We start from the raw sequence: 17,174 nt of genomic DNA, 5'->3' as shown, positions 1-17,174 counted from the left end.
TCTTTTCGCTTTGCGTATATCAGAACTTTACCCTGATACTTAACTTCGCTCGTGACTAATTAAAACAGTTACTTTATGTGAACTCGCAGGAGATTCGGATTTATTTTTGGGGGGATAATATGATTCAAGGTTCTTGGAGAGCATTGGTATGGATTGGATTATCAGAATTATGTGCATTAAGCTTATGGTTTAGTGCATCAGTGATTGCACCCGAATTAATTGAAATTTGGAACCTTAGCTCCAATTCAGAAGCTTGGCTTTCGGCTGCTATTCCTATTGGCTTTGTAATAGGATCATTGTTTAGTTCCTATTTTGGGGTTGCGGACCGCTTTAATTCCCGAAAGATTTTTGCGATTTCAGTTTTTCTAGGCGCAATATTAAATGTCTTACTAATTCTAGTCCATTACGCTTTTTTAGGTATTCTACTTAGAATTTTAACGGGTATAACTCTTGCAGGTGTCTATCCAATAGCAGTAAAAATTTTATCACAATGGTTTCCACAAAAACGTGGGTTTGCAATCGGAGTCTTAATAGCTGCATTAACAGTAGGATCATCATTACCACACTTTGTAGTTATGTTTTTCTCTTCGTTAAATTGGAAACTCGTGATAATTAGTACTTCAGGATTGGCTTTTTTATCAGCTATAATAGTAACTTATATTTTAGAAGATGCCCCAATTGTACCCAATAAATCGCCTTTCTCTTTCAAGTTAATAAAAAAAGTTATTTTGAATAAACCAGTAATGCTTGCGAACTACGGTTATTTCGGGCATATGTGGGAATTGTATGCGATGTGGACATGGCTTCCAGCTTTTTTAACAGCTAGTTTCTTAACTTATTCACCAGAAATTCCTCATTGGTTTATTGCATTATCCTCCTTTATTTCAATAGGAATTGCTGGAGGGATTGGTTGTGTAATAGGGGGACTAATCTCGGATAAAATCGGAAGAGCTAATTTAACGATTATTGCTATGTTTATTAGTGCTATCTGTTCGCTAGTAATAGGTTTTACATTTGGGCAATATATTTGGTTAACGTTAATAATCGCCATGATTTGGGGGATGTCTATCATAGCTGATTCCGCCCAGTTTTCAGCTGTAGTTTCAGAAATAGCCGAGGTTGATTATGTAGGTACAGCCCTTACTTTTCAAATGTGTATTGGTTTCTTACTTACTATATTTTCAATAAACCTAATCCCGATTATACAGGGGATTATTGGTTGGGAGTGGGTCTTTACAATATTAGCGATTGGACCTATTCTTGGAATTGGATTTATGGTCAAATATAGACGTTACGAAATAACTAATGAGAAAGTATAATTTGTAATTTTTAACTAGTATCTTTATCAAAATAAAAAATCCAATTGTTTTGATTATTTCTTGCAAAACAATTGGAGTAATTTAGTGGTAAATCAATGTTTTTTAAGTATGGAGCTCAGGCTTTCTTTCCTTTCGGGTATCCGATGAGGATAGCGATGGTTCCGCAAATTCCTATAAGGACTGGATAGAATGAGTATTGCAACATGCTCACTGGTGAAATTCCGGCTACACTTGCGGCTGCCAGGAATTGGGCTCCGTATGGTAGAAGTCCTTGAATCGTACAGGAGAAAATATCTAATATACTTGCGGACTTTCTTGGCTCAATTTCATACTGTTCAGCAATATTTTTTGCAAGCGGACCAGCAATTAAAATAGCAATCGTATTATTGGCCGTCGATAAATTAGTTAGGCCTACTAGACCTGCAATACCAAATTCAGCACCTTTTTTCGATTTAATCCTTTTTGTTGCAAGGTGAAGTAGAAAGTCAATCCCTCCGTTATACTTTATAACTTCCACCATTCCAGCTATTAATATCGCAAGGAATGCCATTTCATACATGCCTGCCATTCCTTCACCGATCTTTTGAAAAAGGCTCATTAAATGATAGCTGCCATCCGCTAAGCCAACAGCCCCGGCGAGAACAATTCCAGATGCTAGAACAAGGAAAACATTCATTCCAGCTAACGCTAAAATAATGACCAAAATATAGGGAACAATTTTTACCCAATTATAGCTTAAATGCTCCACTTGCGCAGTTTCACCCATTGTAATGAACCCTAAAATAAGACTCGTTACAATAGCTGCCGGCAAGACAATCCAAAAATTCACCTTAAATTTATCCCTCATTTGTGCACCTTGTGAACGAACGGCAGTAATGGTTGTATCTGAAATAAAAGATAAATTATCGCCAAACATCGAACCGCCAACAATTGCTGCCATTACTAAAGCCATAGAAAGTTCGATATGCTCGCTTATGCCAACTCCAATGGGCGCTAGCGCAACGATCGTTCCCACTGATGTCCCCATTGATAGGGAGATAAAGCAGGCAATGATGAATAAGCCTACGACAAGTAGATTTGGCGGAACGACCGATAAAGCAAAGTTTACAGTGGAATCCACTGCCCCCATGCCTTTTGCTACCGCTGAAAAGGCCCCAGCCAAAAGAAAAATAACAACCATTAGCATGACATTTAAATTTCCTGCGCCTTTGCAAAAAATATCAACCTTTTGCGCAAACGATTCTTTTCGATTCATCGCTAAAGCGACAGCGCCTGAAATGGAAATGGCTACAATGACAGGAAAGGCGTAAAAATCACCTGTAATAACCCCTGAGCCAATAAATAAAATCAAAAACACAACAAATGGGATTAGCGCCCATGGATTCTCTTTCTTCATGTCTACCTCCAAAAATAAAATTGGACACGTCTTTTGTCCATTCTTTTTACGAAAAAAGGCCTCTTCTTGTCCAACAAGAAGAGGCCTTATATCTATAAAACACTCCTCTTATCTATCAAGCCTTTGCCTGCTGGATTTGGCACAGTAACTTAAAATCATAAGTTCCGCTGCCGAGATTTCATCGGGCCAGTCCCTCCATCTCTCTTGATAAGAAGCAAAATATTATTTTTTTCACAATAATAAATATTAAAATAAAAATTCAATATTTGCAACATATTTTTATTTAATTTTTATTTCAAAGCTATATTCTGAAAAGTTTTTGAGGTAAATTTCCATAATGTGCGTAGAGTACCTCAATTTAACAGTTGTAGGGAATAAAAGAAGTGTTGCAGCAATTGCAACTTTAAAAGGAGGCGCCCCTTGGACAGCAAAGGGCGTCTAAAACATTTGTGGTAAAAATTCCGTCATAAAGCGTTGATTTTTACGTAGCCATATTTTTAAAATCATACGATGTGTTAGAAGTCGTTGTCTTTTTTGTGGTCTAGCCTTGGCCTCTATTAAACTTTGTAGTAGAGTACATGTTTCTGTTGCAAATGCTTGAGGATCAACGAGGACGTCAAGCTTATAATCAATTAATTGTACCGCCTGTACCTTTGCAAGTAATTGTGCAAAGCGTGTATTCATTTCTAGAGAGTTTTCTTCTAGTTCTAGATCGATTAAACTATATAGTGTTTGTTCAATGTCAGCTTCAAGCGCTTGTAATTGTTCAATGGATGGCTGTGTCAAAAAATCACCTCTAGTTTTTTAAAATGCGGCTATACAAGGTAAAAGCCAAGTGCAGCGAAAAATAAGCCGAATATAACTGTAGTGCTTATATAAACAATCGCTTGTCTCCATTTTTGCTGCTCCAAGAGCGTCAAACATTCAAAACCGAATGTCGAAAAAGTCGTATAGGCTCCTAAAAAACCAATCCCTATAAAATGCCAAATCCAATCACTTAAATGTAGCGCAAATAAAAAGCCAAGCGCAAAAGACCCTGTTATATTAATAAAAAATGTTGCCCATGGGTATGTATGGACAATCAATTTTCCTAGATAAAATCGTGTTAGTGCACCTAAAAATCCACCGATACCAATAATTATCATACGATGCGCCCCTTTGCTAGTTTAAATCCTAGCCATGCACAAGCTAAACCGCCAAAAACACTTACTAACATATAAAGAACGGCTTGTAGCCATTTACTATCCTGCAAAAGGAATAGTGTTTCTAAAGAAAATGTCGAAAAGGTTGTAAAGGCACCAAAAAAGCCAGTACCAATTCCTATAATAACAGGCGTTCGCTTTGTAAACATAGTAAATAGCCACGCTAAACAAAAGCAGCCAATTAAGTTCATACAAAGTGTCGCAAATGGAAAACCACCGTTATTTGAAAGTGCTTGGCCAAGGCTATATCGACAGATGGCACCTAAAAATCCGCCAATTCCAACAGCTAAAAATGATTTCACAGTAAAGACTCCTTACTAAAATATCTATATTGAAAAGTGTATCATGTGCACACCATTTTAGATATATTTCTACCAGTTATATTGAATCAAAAAAATCACCGTTTTACGTTCCAAAATACTTCGTAGGTAAAGTCCCTATATCATAGCAAAATTATAGTTTCAAATACGATTACATCGTTCAATTGAAATCTCCGTCGATGGAAAACACAATAATACAAAAATAATTATTACAATAGAGCTGGTGCCTTCAAAAGCACACTGTAAAGTTCAAAACAATAATTGATGTTTAAGTTTGACGCTCGTGTCTCTTATATTCAACTTGCACCGATGGATGTTGGCATGAGCGAAGAGGAATGGCATTTTTTACACCCTTAATGGAAAGCAGGGGACAGTCTCCGTGTTTACTATTCTTTAATTTTTTGGGGGAGGATGGGCGATAAATTAAAGTTAGGTGATAAATTAAAAAGTTAGGCGGAAATCTAACGATCAATTGCTGGAAGCCCCTCTCGAACTAGATTTGTTCGTTTAGGGTCTTCCAGAATTGAAAATTTTGTAATCGTATTTTGTGAAAAATTAAGGATACTACTTACCGTTTTTTTGAACTTGATTCTTTTTAATACTCTGCCAGCTACTTAACATAAGTAGTGTAACAGGTAACGTGTTTTTGCTGTTGCAAACATGTCATAATTTTTTATTACTATAATTGTCCTTTAACATTGTCAATGACAGTATCAAAGTCTTTATTGGAATCGACAATTTCCGTTATTGTAAAAACATATCCATCTGGATCTTCTAAAGTTAATTCTTTTGCATTCCATGGTTGAACTGTCGGTTTTTGAATGATATTTGTGTCATTTTCCAGTGCAGCTTGATAAATACTATGAATATCACTAGAAAATAAATTAATAATGACTGAGTCACAAGTGTTGACTTCTTCATCCTGTAATAACATCAAATCTTGGTACTTTGCGCCTCTTAAATGGGTCATTGAAGTTGTTCCGTTAGCATCTGGAAAATCAAATACTGAATTGAAATTTAGTACATTTCCATACCATTCTTTTGACTTTTCAATATCTTTTACTTTTAGCTTTACAAATAAGGGCATTTGATAAAATTCATTCATGTCTATTTCCTCCTTTAGGTTCATACAAACTAACCATAAAGGTTTACGCAGCGTTAAAGTCAAGACAAAAAGTTATAGATTTTTATGTTACATTTTAGGATTTTAGCAATTCATCGCTTTAAAGCGTTAATTTTTTTCTAAAAAACAGAAAAAATACCAGTGAGTTAGTTGACAAATATTTCTAAAGTATGATAATCTTCAATAACACTATAACAATCTAAAGTAAAGGAGGGCATGACGATGTTAATTTTACCAGTATCATATCAAAGTACAACTGCATACATTGTCCATGTCTTCTAACATTTTTATTTTGCGTTGCAAATAAATGGCATGGTAACTCCTTGCCTTTTATGAAGAGACACATGCTCTTTTTTTGGGGGTATGTGTCTTTTTTGTTGCAAAAAAGGGTTGTAGTGATCATAAAAAAGGAGTGCATGTGTATGCGAAACAAAGGACAAAAAATGATTTTCATCAAGAAATTTATGGAGAGTGGGTAGCAAAGTTTTAACAGCACTTGAGAAAGAAGGTTATAACGTATGTTTGATGTTTTAAGTAAATTAAGCTGGTTTTTCAAGAAATACTGGAAGCAATATACAATAGCCGTTACGCTATTAATGATTGCGAGTGGCTTAGAAGTTGTTCCACCATATTTACTAGGGTCAATTATTGATATATTGACTGCTGGTGAAATGACACCAGCTCTTTTAACGAAGTATATTTTGATTTTCCTGTGTATCATTGTTGGGGGTTATGCCCTTAATTTTGTGTGGCAATTCAGATTATTTGAAGGGGCTATTAACTTAGAGAAAATTTTACGCCGCAACCTTATGCAGCATTTTTTGCGTATGACACCAACTTTTTATGAAAAAAATCGTACTGGGGATTTAATGGCCCGTGCGACGAATGATTTAAACGCTGTGTCGCTAACTGCTGGATTCGGGATTATGACATTGATTGATTCCACAATTTACATGGGCTTTATTATTTTCGCCATGGGTTTTATGATTTCGTGGAAACTTACTTTTTTTGCAATGCTGCCAGTACCAATCATGGCTATCCTTATTCAATATTTAGGGAAGATTGTGCATGAACGCTATATGAAGGCGCAGGATGTTTTTGGAGAGCTGAATGATAGTGTTCTAGAGTCGGTGGCAGGAGTGAGAGTTGTACGGGCATACGTACAAGAAAAAAAGGATGAAACAAATTTTGCAGAGATGAGCGAGATTGTGTATGAAAAAAATATGCATACTGCAAAAATTAACGCCTTGTTTGGACCGATTACAAAGGTCGGTACTGGGATTAGTTATGTTATAGCGCTTGGCTACGGTGCTCATTTAGTAGCGACTGAGGCTATGACAGTTGGGCAGCTTGTAACGTTTAATGTTTACTTGGGGCTAGCAGTTTGGCCAATATTTGCAATTGGGGAACTTATCAATGTGATGCAGCAAGGTAACGCTTCACTTGATCGTGTACAGGAAACGTTAAACTACGAGATGGATGTTCAAAATATTGCAAATCCTCAAATGATTTCAACACCAAATGCGATTGGCTTTGATGATTTAACATTCCAATATCCAATGAGCCAGGTGAAAAATCTTCAGCAAATTTCGCTGTCGTTGAAAAAGGGGCAAACACTTGGCATTGTAGGTAAAACAGGAGCGGGTAAAACGACCTTCCTACGACAATTATTACGCGAGTATCCAATCGGTGAAGGACAGCTATCGATTGATGGAGTCGATATTACCGCACAAACGAAGGAGCAGTTACTCGACTGGATTGGTTATGTTCCACAGGATCATGTTCTATTCTCACGTACTATTCGTGAAAATATTTTATTTGGGAAAGAGGATGCTACACAGTCTGAATTGCAGCAGGCGGTTCGTGCAGCATACTTTGAAAGGGATTTAGAAAGTTTACCAATGGGCTTAGAGACCCTTGTTGGTGAAAAGGGTGTATCTCTGTCAGGTGGTCAAAAGCAACGTGTTTCCATTGCGCGTGCTCTTATTAAAGACCCTGAAATTTTAATGCTTGATGACTCGCTTTCTGCTGTAGACGCCAAAACAGAGGCAAAAATTATTGAGAATATACAGCGAGAACGTCAAGACAAAACGACCATTATTACAACACATCGTTTATCAGGAATTCAGCACGCCGATTTAATCATCGTGCTAGATGAAGGTCAAATTGTAGAGCAGGGAACACATGAGCAACTTCTTTCACTACAAGGATGGTATAAAGAGCAATTTGACCGTCAGCAGCTAGAAGGAGGTGCCTCATGAGTACGAGTCAACGTTTAACACGCTATGCCATGTATTTTAAAAAACCGATACTACTTGGATTATTTTTCTTGACAATCGCCGTTTTTACGGAGCTTGTTGGGCCGTTTATTGCGAAGCATATTATTGATAATTATATGACAATTGGCCGTATTGAATTTAAACCAATTACTTGGTTATTAGTTGTCTATTTACTTTTAGCAATAGCTACAGCTGTTTTACGCTATTTTATGTATATCTATTTACAAATGGGTGCTAACCGTGTTGTACAAAAATTACGTAAAGATGTATTTGGGCATATTCAAACATTGCCAATTCAGTACTTCGATAATTTACCAGCAGGGAAAATTGTTGCCCGTGTCACGAATGATACGGAGGCTGTTCGTAATTTATACGTTCAAGTACTTTCAAACTTCGTTACAAGTTTAATTTCTATTGTGGGTGTTTATATCGCACTCTTCATTTTAAATTGGAAAATGGCATTCCTAGCACTGGCTATGGTACCAGTCGTTTATTTATGGATGATTTTATACCGTAAAGTTGCTTCGAAATATAATGATGTTATTAGAACGAAAATTGCCGATATTAACGCAATGATTAATGAGTCTATTCAAGGGATGACGATTATTCAAGCATTCCGTCGTGAGCAGCAAATGACGAAGGAATTTGATGACATGAATAATGAGCATTATGCATATGAGCGCAAGCTGCTTTTCCTCGATTCTGCAACTTCCTTCAACCTTGTTAATACATTAAGACTTCTTATGTTTACAATCTTTATTTTTTACTTTGGTACACAGTCATTTACAGCAACGGAAGTTATTTCTGCGGGGACATTATATGCCTTTGTTGATTATTTAACGCGATTATTTAATCCGATAACGAATATTGTCAATCAATTTTCTCAGCTTGAACGCTCACTTGTTGCAGGAAAGCGTGTCTTTGAGGTGTTAGATATTAACGGGGAACCAGTATCTGAAAAAAGTTTACCTAGATATAAAGGGAATGTGGTGTTCGAAGATGTTTCCTTTGCTTATAAAAATGATGAATACGTATTGAAAAACCTGTCATTTGAAGCACACCAAGGTGAAACCATTGCCTTAGTAGGTCATACAGGATCTGGGAAAAGTTCTATTATGAACTTATTGTTCCGTTTCTATGACCCTTCTAAAGGGAAAATTACGATTGATGGAATTGATATCACTTCGGTTCCTCGCCAAACAATGCGTGAACATATGGGCATTGTTCTACAGGATCCATATTTATTTACAGGCACTATTGCTTCGAACGTTAGCCTGAATAATCCTAAAATTTCACGTGAAAAAATAGAAACGTCATTAAAAGCTGTTGGTGGTGAGCGTGTTTTAGCGAACTTGCCTAATGGCTATGATGAGCCTGTTATTGAGAAGGGGAGCACACTGTCATCTGGACAGCGTCAGTTAATTTCCTTTGCGCGTGCGCTTGCCTTTGACCCGGCTATTTTAATTTTAGATGAGGCTACTTCTAATATAGATACGGAAACAGAGGAGATTATTCAGCATGCGATGGATGTGCTAAAAAAAGGACGTACAACATTCATTATCGCTCACCGACTTTCTACTATTAAAAATGCGGATCGTATTCTTGTCTTAGATCGAGGCAAGATTGTTGAGCGTGGTACACATGATGAATTATTAGCGCAGGGCGGCATTTACGAAAAAATGTATCAAATGCAGGCGAATTCATTGCAATAATTTATGGAATACATGAAGCCCCACTCTATGAAAAATAAAGTGGGGCTTTCTATTTAAGGTTTTACATTTTTAAAGACATTGACAACAAAGAATAGCACTGAAATTGCCACTGCGATACTGCCACCAGATACAAAGAGTTCAAATAACCAGTTTGGTACATCTATATAAACCATCATCATACCGACTAAAAGGAACGGTAATCCGATATTGTAAAACCAAAATTGTGCTTTGGCTAAACCTGTCTCAGCGGCATCTTTATATACAGAATAAATTATGCCGATTAAACCAGTTGTTAGCCAACCTACAACACCAATATGTGCATGTGTCGTCTTCCAGTCGAGTTGATTTGTATAATGCATAAACAGTCCAAAGGCCATAACAATCACTAAATATAAAACTGAAATCTTTATCCATTTAGCACCCATTTAATAAACAACTCCTTTCCCGAAATGATTTAGCTAGCTATTACAGTTTATTCCTGTCGAATTAAAAAGATGACATTTTGTAAAATAAAAAAGTGTTTTATTGTATAATGCTAATTTTTTCCGTAGAATAAAAGCATGAAAAGTAGAAATTTGCCAATTGGAGGGTCTATGAAAAAGAAGATTAATTTTTTAATAATGATTTTATTGGTCTGTTACTCGACCATCATCTTTGTTGAGAAGGCAGGTGCTAGTGAGCAAATGATGACAACAAAAGTGAATAGTATTATAGCGAAGAGTTGGAAGAACAACGAGTACAGCATTACTGTACGAGATATAGAAACAGGTAATGTGCTCTACAATAATAATGGTGAAAAAATGATACGTCCTGCCTCTACGCATAAGCTTTTAGTTAGTGCCGCTGCATTGGATTTATTAGGACCAGATTATCGCTTTGCGACGAAGACGTATATCGATGGATCAATTGAAAATGGTGTACTTTACGGTAATATTTATTTACAGGGCGGGGGAGATCCAACGCTTCTACCTAGTCATTTAGAGTCATTCGCCAATGGTCTGAAAAAAATGGGTATCTCTAAAGTTACGGGTTCTTTAATAGGGGATGATACTTGGTTTGATGCAGATCGCTTACCGAAGGGTATTGTACCTCAAGAGGAGAATCAACCTTATGCTTCACGTATTTCAGCATTAACGATTTCGCCAAATGATCAATATGATATAGCAAATGTGCAGGTGAAAGTGACAGGCTCAAAGGTTGGCACTACAGCTAATGTTCAGCTCGTTCCGTTTGCAAGTACTATCCCGGTCGTTAACAAAACGAAAATTGTTAAAAAGGGCGAGAAAAGTACTGTGAAAATTACAAGAGAATATGGTACAGATCAAATTATTGTAACGGGTAACTTACCAGCAGGTTCACAGAAAAGTACATATGTAACTGTCTTTAATCCAACCCTCTATACACTCGATGTATTTCGGGAAAAATTAGTAGCAAAAGGTATCCAAACAATGCCTCTTGAAACTGGGAAGGTACCTGAAAATGCACAGCAAGTAGGTATTTCGTATTCAAAGCCATTAACTGAGATTAACTTTAAATATTTAAAGTTAAGCATTAATGGCATGGGTGATATGTTGACAAAACAACTTGGACGAGAGTTACTCGGGGAAGGAAGCTGGTCGGCTGGCATCCAAGCAATTCGTACATATGGTAGTAATAACGGGCTTACTATGGATCAATGGTATTTTGTAGACGGTTCAGGTTTAAGTCATCAAAATCGAGTTAATAGTATGCAAGAAAGTCTATTATTATATAAAGTTCGATGTAAATCCTGGTATAACTCATATTTAGATGCATTACCGCATGCAGGAAAAAAGGGCAGCCTTGTTGGTGCGACTTTAGAGAATCGTATGAAGGGCTATAGTGTATCTGCTAAAACAGGCTATATTTCTGGAACATATTCTTTGAGTGGTTATGTAAAAGGAAAAAGTGGTAAGTGGTATATCTTTAGTATTTTGACACAGGCGAATAAAACTTCAGCCATCCCAACTATTGATGAAATTGTTAAACAGATTGCAAATGAAATGTAAGCTTAATGGCTTAAATGAGCTTGCTAATTCGCTTTTGTAATGATGAAAAAAGCTATAAACAAAAAGCTATTTTTAAGCTGAACTAATTTTTGTATTAGTTCAGCTTTTATTTATGATTAAAGCTAAGTTGGAATGCTTAAAATAAGTAGTTCAATATTTATGATTTGCATTGTTCTAGAAAAAGATTAACCATAAATCACACCTCACTCTTTTTTGTTATAATTAACAAAAAAAGGTGGGGTTATATGAAATTAACTATTTTAGTAGATAATAATACTTTAATTGATCGCTATTTTTTAGGGGAACCTGGGCTTTCTTTTTTTATTGAAGAAGATGATAAACGTATCCTTTTTGATACCGGATATTCTGATGTCTTTATAAAGAATGCAGAGAAAATGAGAATTGATGTAAGAAATCTAGATTATGTTGTTTTGTCGCATGGGCATGTGGATCATACATGGGGACTGACGCATTTAATTAGACTACATATGGAAGCAAAAAATGAAGAAATACTATACAATTCGCCTAAGATTATTGGCCACCCATTGGTTTTTAACACTAAACTATTTGACCCTGTAGGAGAGATAGGGAGTATCTTATCTCATGAAAAGTTAAGTAGACACTTTCCGATCCGATTAACGAAAGAACCATTATGGCTAACAGATCGACTAGTATTTCTAGGGGAAATTAAAAGAATATTTGATTTTGAAGGAAAAGATTCTATAGGGCAAGTTGTGACAGATCAAGTGCGTGTTAATGACTTCGTTTTGGATGACACAGCGATCGTTTATAAATCTTCAGAAGGGTTAGTTATTATCGTTGGATGTGCACATGCTGGAATATGTAACATTATCGAATATGCCAAAGAGGTATGTCAGGAAGAGAGAGTAGTTGATATTATTGGCGGATTTCATCTCTTACATCCGACGAAAGAGCAGTTAGATAATACAGTTCATTATATTAAAGAGCTTAAACCTACTAAGCTTCATGCTTGCCATTGTACAGATTTTCACGCTAAAATAGCTCTTTCGACAGTTGCTTATTTAGAAGAAGTTGGAGTAGGATTACAACTTTCATATCTATAAGTTCAATTTTGGACAATTAAAGTAAATATCCTATGGGCCAGCTGGATAGTATTTATTCCTTGATAAACAATCTGCCCCGATTGTTTCAACACTCTTAAACTAAGCTGTTTCATTAGTTGAATTACGGATAAAAAAATAAACCATAGTGGAATCAAATAAAGTTTTTTGTCATAAAGTTAGCTGACACTAAATAAATGAGGGGGTATTTATAAATAAAAAGATTAGGATGTCGTACATTTAGTAAATACTAGTGTACGTCTTTTTTTCGTCCAATATGCATATAATTAGACTATATTAACTTTTTTCCAACTTAAAACGTCAAAAAGAGGGGTAAATTTTTTTGCAAGAGAGGACTTATGTATGGAAAAAAATATGAAACGCTCTAAGGAAAAAAAGAGCAAGAAGAAAATTTGGCTATGGATAGTAGGTAGTTTATTAACAATTTTTTTAATTTTTATAGGTACTGCTTATTATACAATTCAAAAAACGATGAATAAAATAAATACACCATTACTTGAAACGACAGGTGATGAAAATAAAGAACAAAAAATAGTTACGAAAAAAGATCCGTTTTCTGTGTTAATGCTCGGAGTAGATGAACGTAAAAATGATAGCGGTCGTTCTGACACGATGATAGTCATTACCGTGAATCCTGAAAAGCATACGATGAAGATGCTCAGTATACCTCGAGATACTCGTACAGAAATTATTGGACATAATTCCGTCGATAAAATTAACCATGCCTATGCATTTGGAGGCGTTCCAATGGCGATGAAAACGGTGGAGAACTTTTTAGATATACCAATTAATTATTATGTGTTTATTAATATGGAAGGCTTCCTGCAAATTATCGACACGATTGGTGGGGTAACAATTGATAACGACATGGATTTAACTTATAACTCCTACCATTATCCGAAGGGTGAGATCACTTTAGATGGTGATAAGGCACTGATTTTTTCACGTATTCGTTATGAAGATCCCCGTGGTGATTTTGGTCGTCAAATTCGACAACGTCAAATTATTGAAGCAGTTCTGAAAAAAGCCTCTTCGACATCTTCTATTTTATTAAAGGCTACAGATATGCTTGATGTAGTAGGAGACAATGTCCGTATGAATTTTACGATGAAGGACTTAATCCAGTTACAAAGTATTTATAAAAAAATGGATGGTAAAATTGATCAGTTATCATTTAAAGAGGGAAATGGTAAAAGAATTGATAATATATGGTATTTTATGCCTGAAGAGACAGAGCTAGAAAAAATAAAATCGGAATTAAAAGCCAGTTTGCAATAAAACTTAGGTGTGACAATTTGAGTATGATAGCTGTAAATCTATTGACAATGAAGGGAGGGAGACCAATGAATGGAAGGACCCAGGTGCTTAGGTATACAGCTCTAAATAATTGCATGCAAAGCTATGTGCCTAAGCGTAAGGTTCAAAAAAGTCGAGTCAGTTCAGCCATGCGACATTTACAACTATTGTGTTTAAAAATTTTTATGTGAAAAATAAAAAAATCATTCAGGTAGGGTGCATGCCTAGTTGAATGGTTTTTTTATTTTTTTCAGCAGGGTCAAACACGCTAAAAATGAGGAACGACATCGTGTATGCCCACATGTAGGCTAAAGCACAGAGCTGATTTCGGGTGTATTATGCCGCGGCATAAGTGTTTGAACTTGGTGTTTGAAAAATCAGAAAATTGCTGTATAATTTTATTAGAAATGGTTGAGGGAGTGATTGTGTTGATTATAGGCACAATTTTATTAGTAGTTGCAGTACGTGCAGGTATTGGTTTAGCAGTCGACTTAATTAATAGCAGCATCACTCTACTACACAAAGTAACCATTCATACTCGAAAAACAAAAGAATAGGATACACCTAGGCAAAGTTATAAAGTAACTTTGTCTATTTTTGTGGTTCATAATCAATTTAGGGAAGGTATTTGTTAAAACGTAGGAGGCTAGTTTAGGACCGACCGAATTGGTTTTTTGGGGACCTAGATTTTAGGTTGCCTGAATCAGTTTTCTATTTGACCTAAGCGTCATAGATGAGACCCTGGAGCTGAAGAGAAATAGATCTCCCGATGTCCCTGAAAGGCCTCTAGCTGGAACAGAACATCAACCTCATGTTTTGCTGATGAGTCATTTTGGTGAACTTGGAACAATTTATGTGATTAATTCGTCAAAATACTGTAAAAAATGTTATACTATAAATAAAACAGTATCGGGGAATGAGCATGCAAGAAGAGAAATCAAGTTTCAAAAAAGAATTACTATCTTATCTTAAAATTATTGTGATTACAGCTATAGTTGTTTTAGGCTGTAAGCAATTCTTATTTGCACCGATTAAAGTGCAAGGGGCTTCTATGTACCCAACTTATCATGATAAAGATATTATTATGGTAAGTAAAATGAGCAAAATTGAACGCTTTGATCAAATTGTTTTTCAATCACCAACAGAAGATGAACTCTATATTAAACGAGTGATTGGCCTGCCAGGTGATACAGTTGAAATGAAAGACGATGTTTTGTATGTAAATGGCAAAGCTTATAAAGAAGATTATGTGAATCGTCAAACAGATGATCCTAATCAATTACGTATTACAGAGAATTTCACATTAGAGCAATTATTAAATGAAAAAAAGGTTCCTGAGGGTATGTATTTTGTACTGGGGGACAACCGTTTGAAAAGTTCTGATAGCCGCCACTATGGCTTAATTTCTAAAGATGCCATCTATGGTGAAGCTAAATTAACCATATATCCGTTTAGTCGTTTCCATATTGGTCCAAAATAAATAATTGGGATTTTTAGTGAAAAAAGAGGCAGCGCTTGTGGAGGGCACTGAAAAAGTCTATATCTTCTCACATCGCGAGGTATTCAACGATTTAATCGTTGAATACCTCGCTTTTTTCATTTGGCACTGTGACTCTACTGTTGTTTTCCGAAGCATTCCGCTCGCTTTCCGCGGGCGAGCGCCGAGCCTCCTCCTACGCTTCGCTTCGTGCGGGGTCTCGTCTGTCTCGCTTTCCCGCAGGAGTCGAGCGATGCTTCTCCAAACAACGCAATGTATCACACTATTATTTTAGTCACGCTTTCCTTTATAATAAAAGAACTAATGTGCAGGTGGTGCCCCCGATGATTTCAAATCAATGAACTTGTTGATTTTTCATCATTTTAGAGGAGTTAAAAACAAAATATTGTTTAGACAATGGACGAAATGCCATTCCTCCAATTTGTATGTTTAAGTACATCTTCTTTCTTCGGGTATAAGACACATATCGCGTTGAGTGATGAACGAATTATTACAGCAGCTGTCATTACAACAGGTGAAAAAAGCGATGGAAAATATCTTCAAGAGTTAATTGAAAAAAGCACAAAAGCAGGTATGAAAATTAATACGGTTATTGGAGACGCAGCTTACTCTGAAAAGGCAAATATCGAATATACAAAAGAAGAGAAAATCGCGCTTGTGGCAAAGTTGAATCCTATTCTTACACAAGGACCACGAAAAGAAGAAGACAAGTTTGAGTTTAATAAAGACGCTGGAATGTTTGTTTGTAAGGCCGGTCATCTCGCGACAAGAAAAGCACGTACGGGTAAAAAAGGAACGAGTAAGAGTCAAAGTCAGACCTATTATTTTGACATTGAAAAATGCAAAGTATGTCCAATGAGAGAGGGTTGTTATAAAGAAGGTGCAAAAAGTAAAACATATTCTGTCACAATTAAGTCGGATACACATGCCGAACAAGAGGCATTTCAAAATCCGGAAGCATTTAAGCAATTAGCCGCAAATCGCTACAAAGTAGAAGCGAAGAATAGCGACTGCGGGTCTATTTGGCATGGAAATTCAAGGTGCTACAACGATATTCGCTGTCAATTTGAAACGGATATTAAAGCTACTAAACGAAAATAAATAAAGAATAGAGACAGAAATAAGGCACTTCCTGTTCAAAATTGAACAAGAAGTGCCTTATTTTTATCTGAGAAAGGTTCGCTTTTATGAAAACGTAAGTTTTTCAGTGCCCTCCGCTTGTGTTGCCTCTTTTTCCACTTTTTTAGTTGGCTGATAACTCTTTACAAATTTTATAAGTGGGGTAATAGACACAAACTTTTGAATTTTCAACTGTTTCTCTTATGGGGATTTGCTGTTTGCTGAGACTAGGAGAAATGATTGCTTGTTTATCGATTGAGAGCTCTTCTGTTACTGGTTCTACACCATAAAACAACAATAAAAAATAGCATACTAAACCTACTATACGCAAACAATCACCTCGCAATGTTCTGTTATATTAGTATGTATGGTCAAACTTAAAAAAATATAAGTAAAATCTAAAATTTCTCTCTTTTGATATGATTTTTTATTCGGTAAGCGTTTGTATTTCAATGATTGAAAGGTATAGTAAACCAATTTTATGAAATAAATGTTGTCATGCAAAATTCAATATGCTAATATAGCTAACGTAAATATTTGATCTGTATAACCTCAATGATATGGATTGAGGGTCTCTACCAGGAACCATAAAATCCTGACTACAAAAATTTTGCTTTATTTTTGTAGTCAGGATTTTTTTCTTTTAACTTCTTTCAGCAAAAGTAAGTGGTGAGATGAATGCGGTTTTAAGTCACTTTTCAGCGGTGTCCAAACATCTCGCTACGCTTTCGGTACAAAAAACATCCGCTGAAAGAAGTTAATGCCTCCGGCGGATGTCAC

Annotated in this window: 14 protein-coding genes, 1 pseudogene and 2 riboswitches; of the genes and pseudogenes, 9 read left to right on the top strand and 6 right to left on the bottom strand. The window is 36.0% G+C overall.

Features of this window, described 5'->3' with window-relative positions; genetic code table 11:
• Positions 1-119 precede the first annotated feature (119 nt).
• Positions 120-1,319, top strand: a complete 1,200-nt coding sequence (locus MY533_RS12475) for an MFS transporter (RefSeq protein WP_248716209.1) — start codon at positions 120-122, stop codon at positions 1,317-1,319.
• 115 nt (positions 1,320-1,434) lie between these two features.
• Here the strand turns inward: MY533_RS12475 and MY533_RS12470 are convergent, their stop codons facing one another.
• The 5 genes from MY533_RS12470 to MY533_RS12450 all read right to left on the bottom strand — a co-directional run bounded on the left by MY533_RS12470 (position 1,435) and on the right by MY533_RS12450 (position 5,342).
• Positions 1,435-2,715, bottom strand: coding sequence for a Na+/H+ antiporter NhaC family protein (locus MY533_RS12470; RefSeq protein ID WP_248716208.1), 1,281 nt, complete (start codon positions 2,713-2,715; stop codon positions 1,435-1,437).
• Positions 2,716-2,820: 105 nt separating this feature from the next.
• Positions 2,821-2,929, bottom strand: a riboswitch (SAM riboswitch).
• A gap of 224 nt (positions 2,930-3,153) precedes the next feature.
• Positions 3,154-3,501: a hypothetical protein gene (locus MY533_RS12465; RefSeq protein WP_248716207.1), complete on the bottom strand. Its 348-nt coding sequence runs from the start codon at positions 3,499-3,501 to the stop codon at positions 3,154-3,156.
• Positions 3,502-3,530: 29 nt separating this feature from the next.
• Entirely contained in the window at positions 3,531-3,860 is a 330-nt protein-coding gene (crcB, locus tag MY533_RS12460) for a fluoride efflux transporter CrcB (RefSeq protein ID WP_248716206.1), read from the bottom strand.
• Positions 3,857-4,219, bottom strand: a complete 363-nt coding sequence (crcB, locus tag MY533_RS12455) for a fluoride efflux transporter CrcB (protein ID WP_248716205.1) — start codon at positions 4,217-4,219, stop codon at positions 3,857-3,859. Before crcB (MY533_RS12455) ends, crcB (MY533_RS12460) begins: the two co-directional genes overlap by 4 nt.
• A gap of 697 nt (positions 4,220-4,916) precedes the next feature.
• Entirely contained in the window at positions 4,917-5,342 is a 426-nt protein-coding gene (locus MY533_RS12450; protein ID WP_248716204.1) for a VOC family protein, read from the bottom strand.
• 536 nt (positions 5,343-5,878) lie between these two features.
• On the opposite strand from MY533_RS12450, the gene MY533_RS12445 reads away from it, so the two are divergent.
• The gene (locus MY533_RS12445; RefSeq protein ID WP_248716203.1) at positions 5,879-7,621 is read left to right on the top strand and encodes an ABC transporter ATP-binding protein; all 1,743 of its coding nucleotides are present in this window, start codon (positions 5,879-5,881) and stop codon (positions 7,619-7,621) included.
• The gene (locus MY533_RS12440) at positions 7,618-9,351 is read left to right on the top strand and encodes an ABC transporter ATP-binding protein (protein ID WP_248716202.1); all 1,734 of its coding nucleotides are present in this window, start codon (positions 7,618-7,620) and stop codon (positions 9,349-9,351) included. The genes MY533_RS12445 and MY533_RS12440 overlap by 4 nt, the downstream gene beginning before the upstream one ends.
• Positions 9,352-9,404: 53 nt before the next feature.
• Here the strand turns inward: MY533_RS12440 and MY533_RS12435 are convergent, their stop codons facing one another.
• Positions 9,405-9,776 carry a hypothetical protein gene (locus MY533_RS12435; protein ID WP_248716201.1) on the bottom strand — a complete coding sequence of 124 codons (372 nt, stop codon included), beginning with the start codon at positions 9,774-9,776 and terminating at the stop codon, positions 9,405-9,407.
• Positions 9,777-9,944: 168 nt separating this feature from the next.
• Between MY533_RS12435 and dacB the strand changes: the two genes are divergently transcribed.
• The 6 genes and pseudogenes from dacB to MY533_RS12410 all read left to right on the top strand — a co-directional run.
• Positions 9,945-11,378, top strand: a complete 1,434-nt coding sequence (dacB, locus tag MY533_RS12430; protein ID WP_248716200.1) for a D-alanyl-D-alanine carboxypeptidase/D-alanyl-D-alanine endopeptidase — start codon at positions 9,945-9,947, stop codon at positions 11,376-11,378.
• A 245-nt stretch (positions 11,379-11,623) separates the two neighbouring features.
• A complete protein-coding gene (locus MY533_RS12425; RefSeq protein WP_248716199.1) occupies positions 11,624-12,463 on the top strand; it encodes an MBL fold metallo-hydrolase in 840 nt (279 codons plus the stop codon).
• Between the two features lie 360 nt (positions 12,464-12,823).
• Positions 12,824-13,759: an LCP family glycopolymer transferase gene (locus tag MY533_RS12420; RefSeq protein ID WP_248716198.1), complete on the top strand. Its 936-nt coding sequence runs from the start codon at positions 12,824-12,826 to the stop codon at positions 13,757-13,759.
• Positions 13,760-14,205: 446 nt separating this feature from the next.
• Positions 14,206-14,334 carry a hypothetical protein gene (locus MY533_RS22145; RefSeq protein ID WP_256469411.1) on the top strand — a complete coding sequence of 43 codons (129 nt, stop codon included), beginning with the start codon at positions 14,206-14,208 and terminating at the stop codon, positions 14,332-14,334.
• A 365-nt stretch (positions 14,335-14,699) separates the two neighbouring features.
• The gene (gene lepB / locus MY533_RS12415) at positions 14,700-15,257 is read left to right on the top strand and encodes a signal peptidase I (protein WP_132361048.1); all 558 of its coding nucleotides are present in this window, start codon (positions 14,700-14,702) and stop codon (positions 15,255-15,257) included.
• Between the two features lie 456 nt (positions 15,258-15,713).
• A pseudogene (locus MY533_RS12410) lies at positions 15,714-16,380 on the top strand (transposase); the annotation flags it as partial.
• Between the two features lie 536 nt (positions 16,381-16,916).
• Positions 16,917-17,016: riboswitch (purine riboswitch) on the top strand.
• The last annotated feature ends 158 nt before the right edge of the window (positions 17,017-17,174 follow it).

Origin of the sequence: Lysinibacillus sp. Ag94 (genome assembly GCF_023242215.1) — a bacterium.
Classification (GTDB): Bacteria; Bacillota; Bacilli; order Bacillales_A; family Planococcaceae; genus Lysinibacillus.
This window is presented reverse-complemented; position numbering and strand designations above follow the sequence as displayed.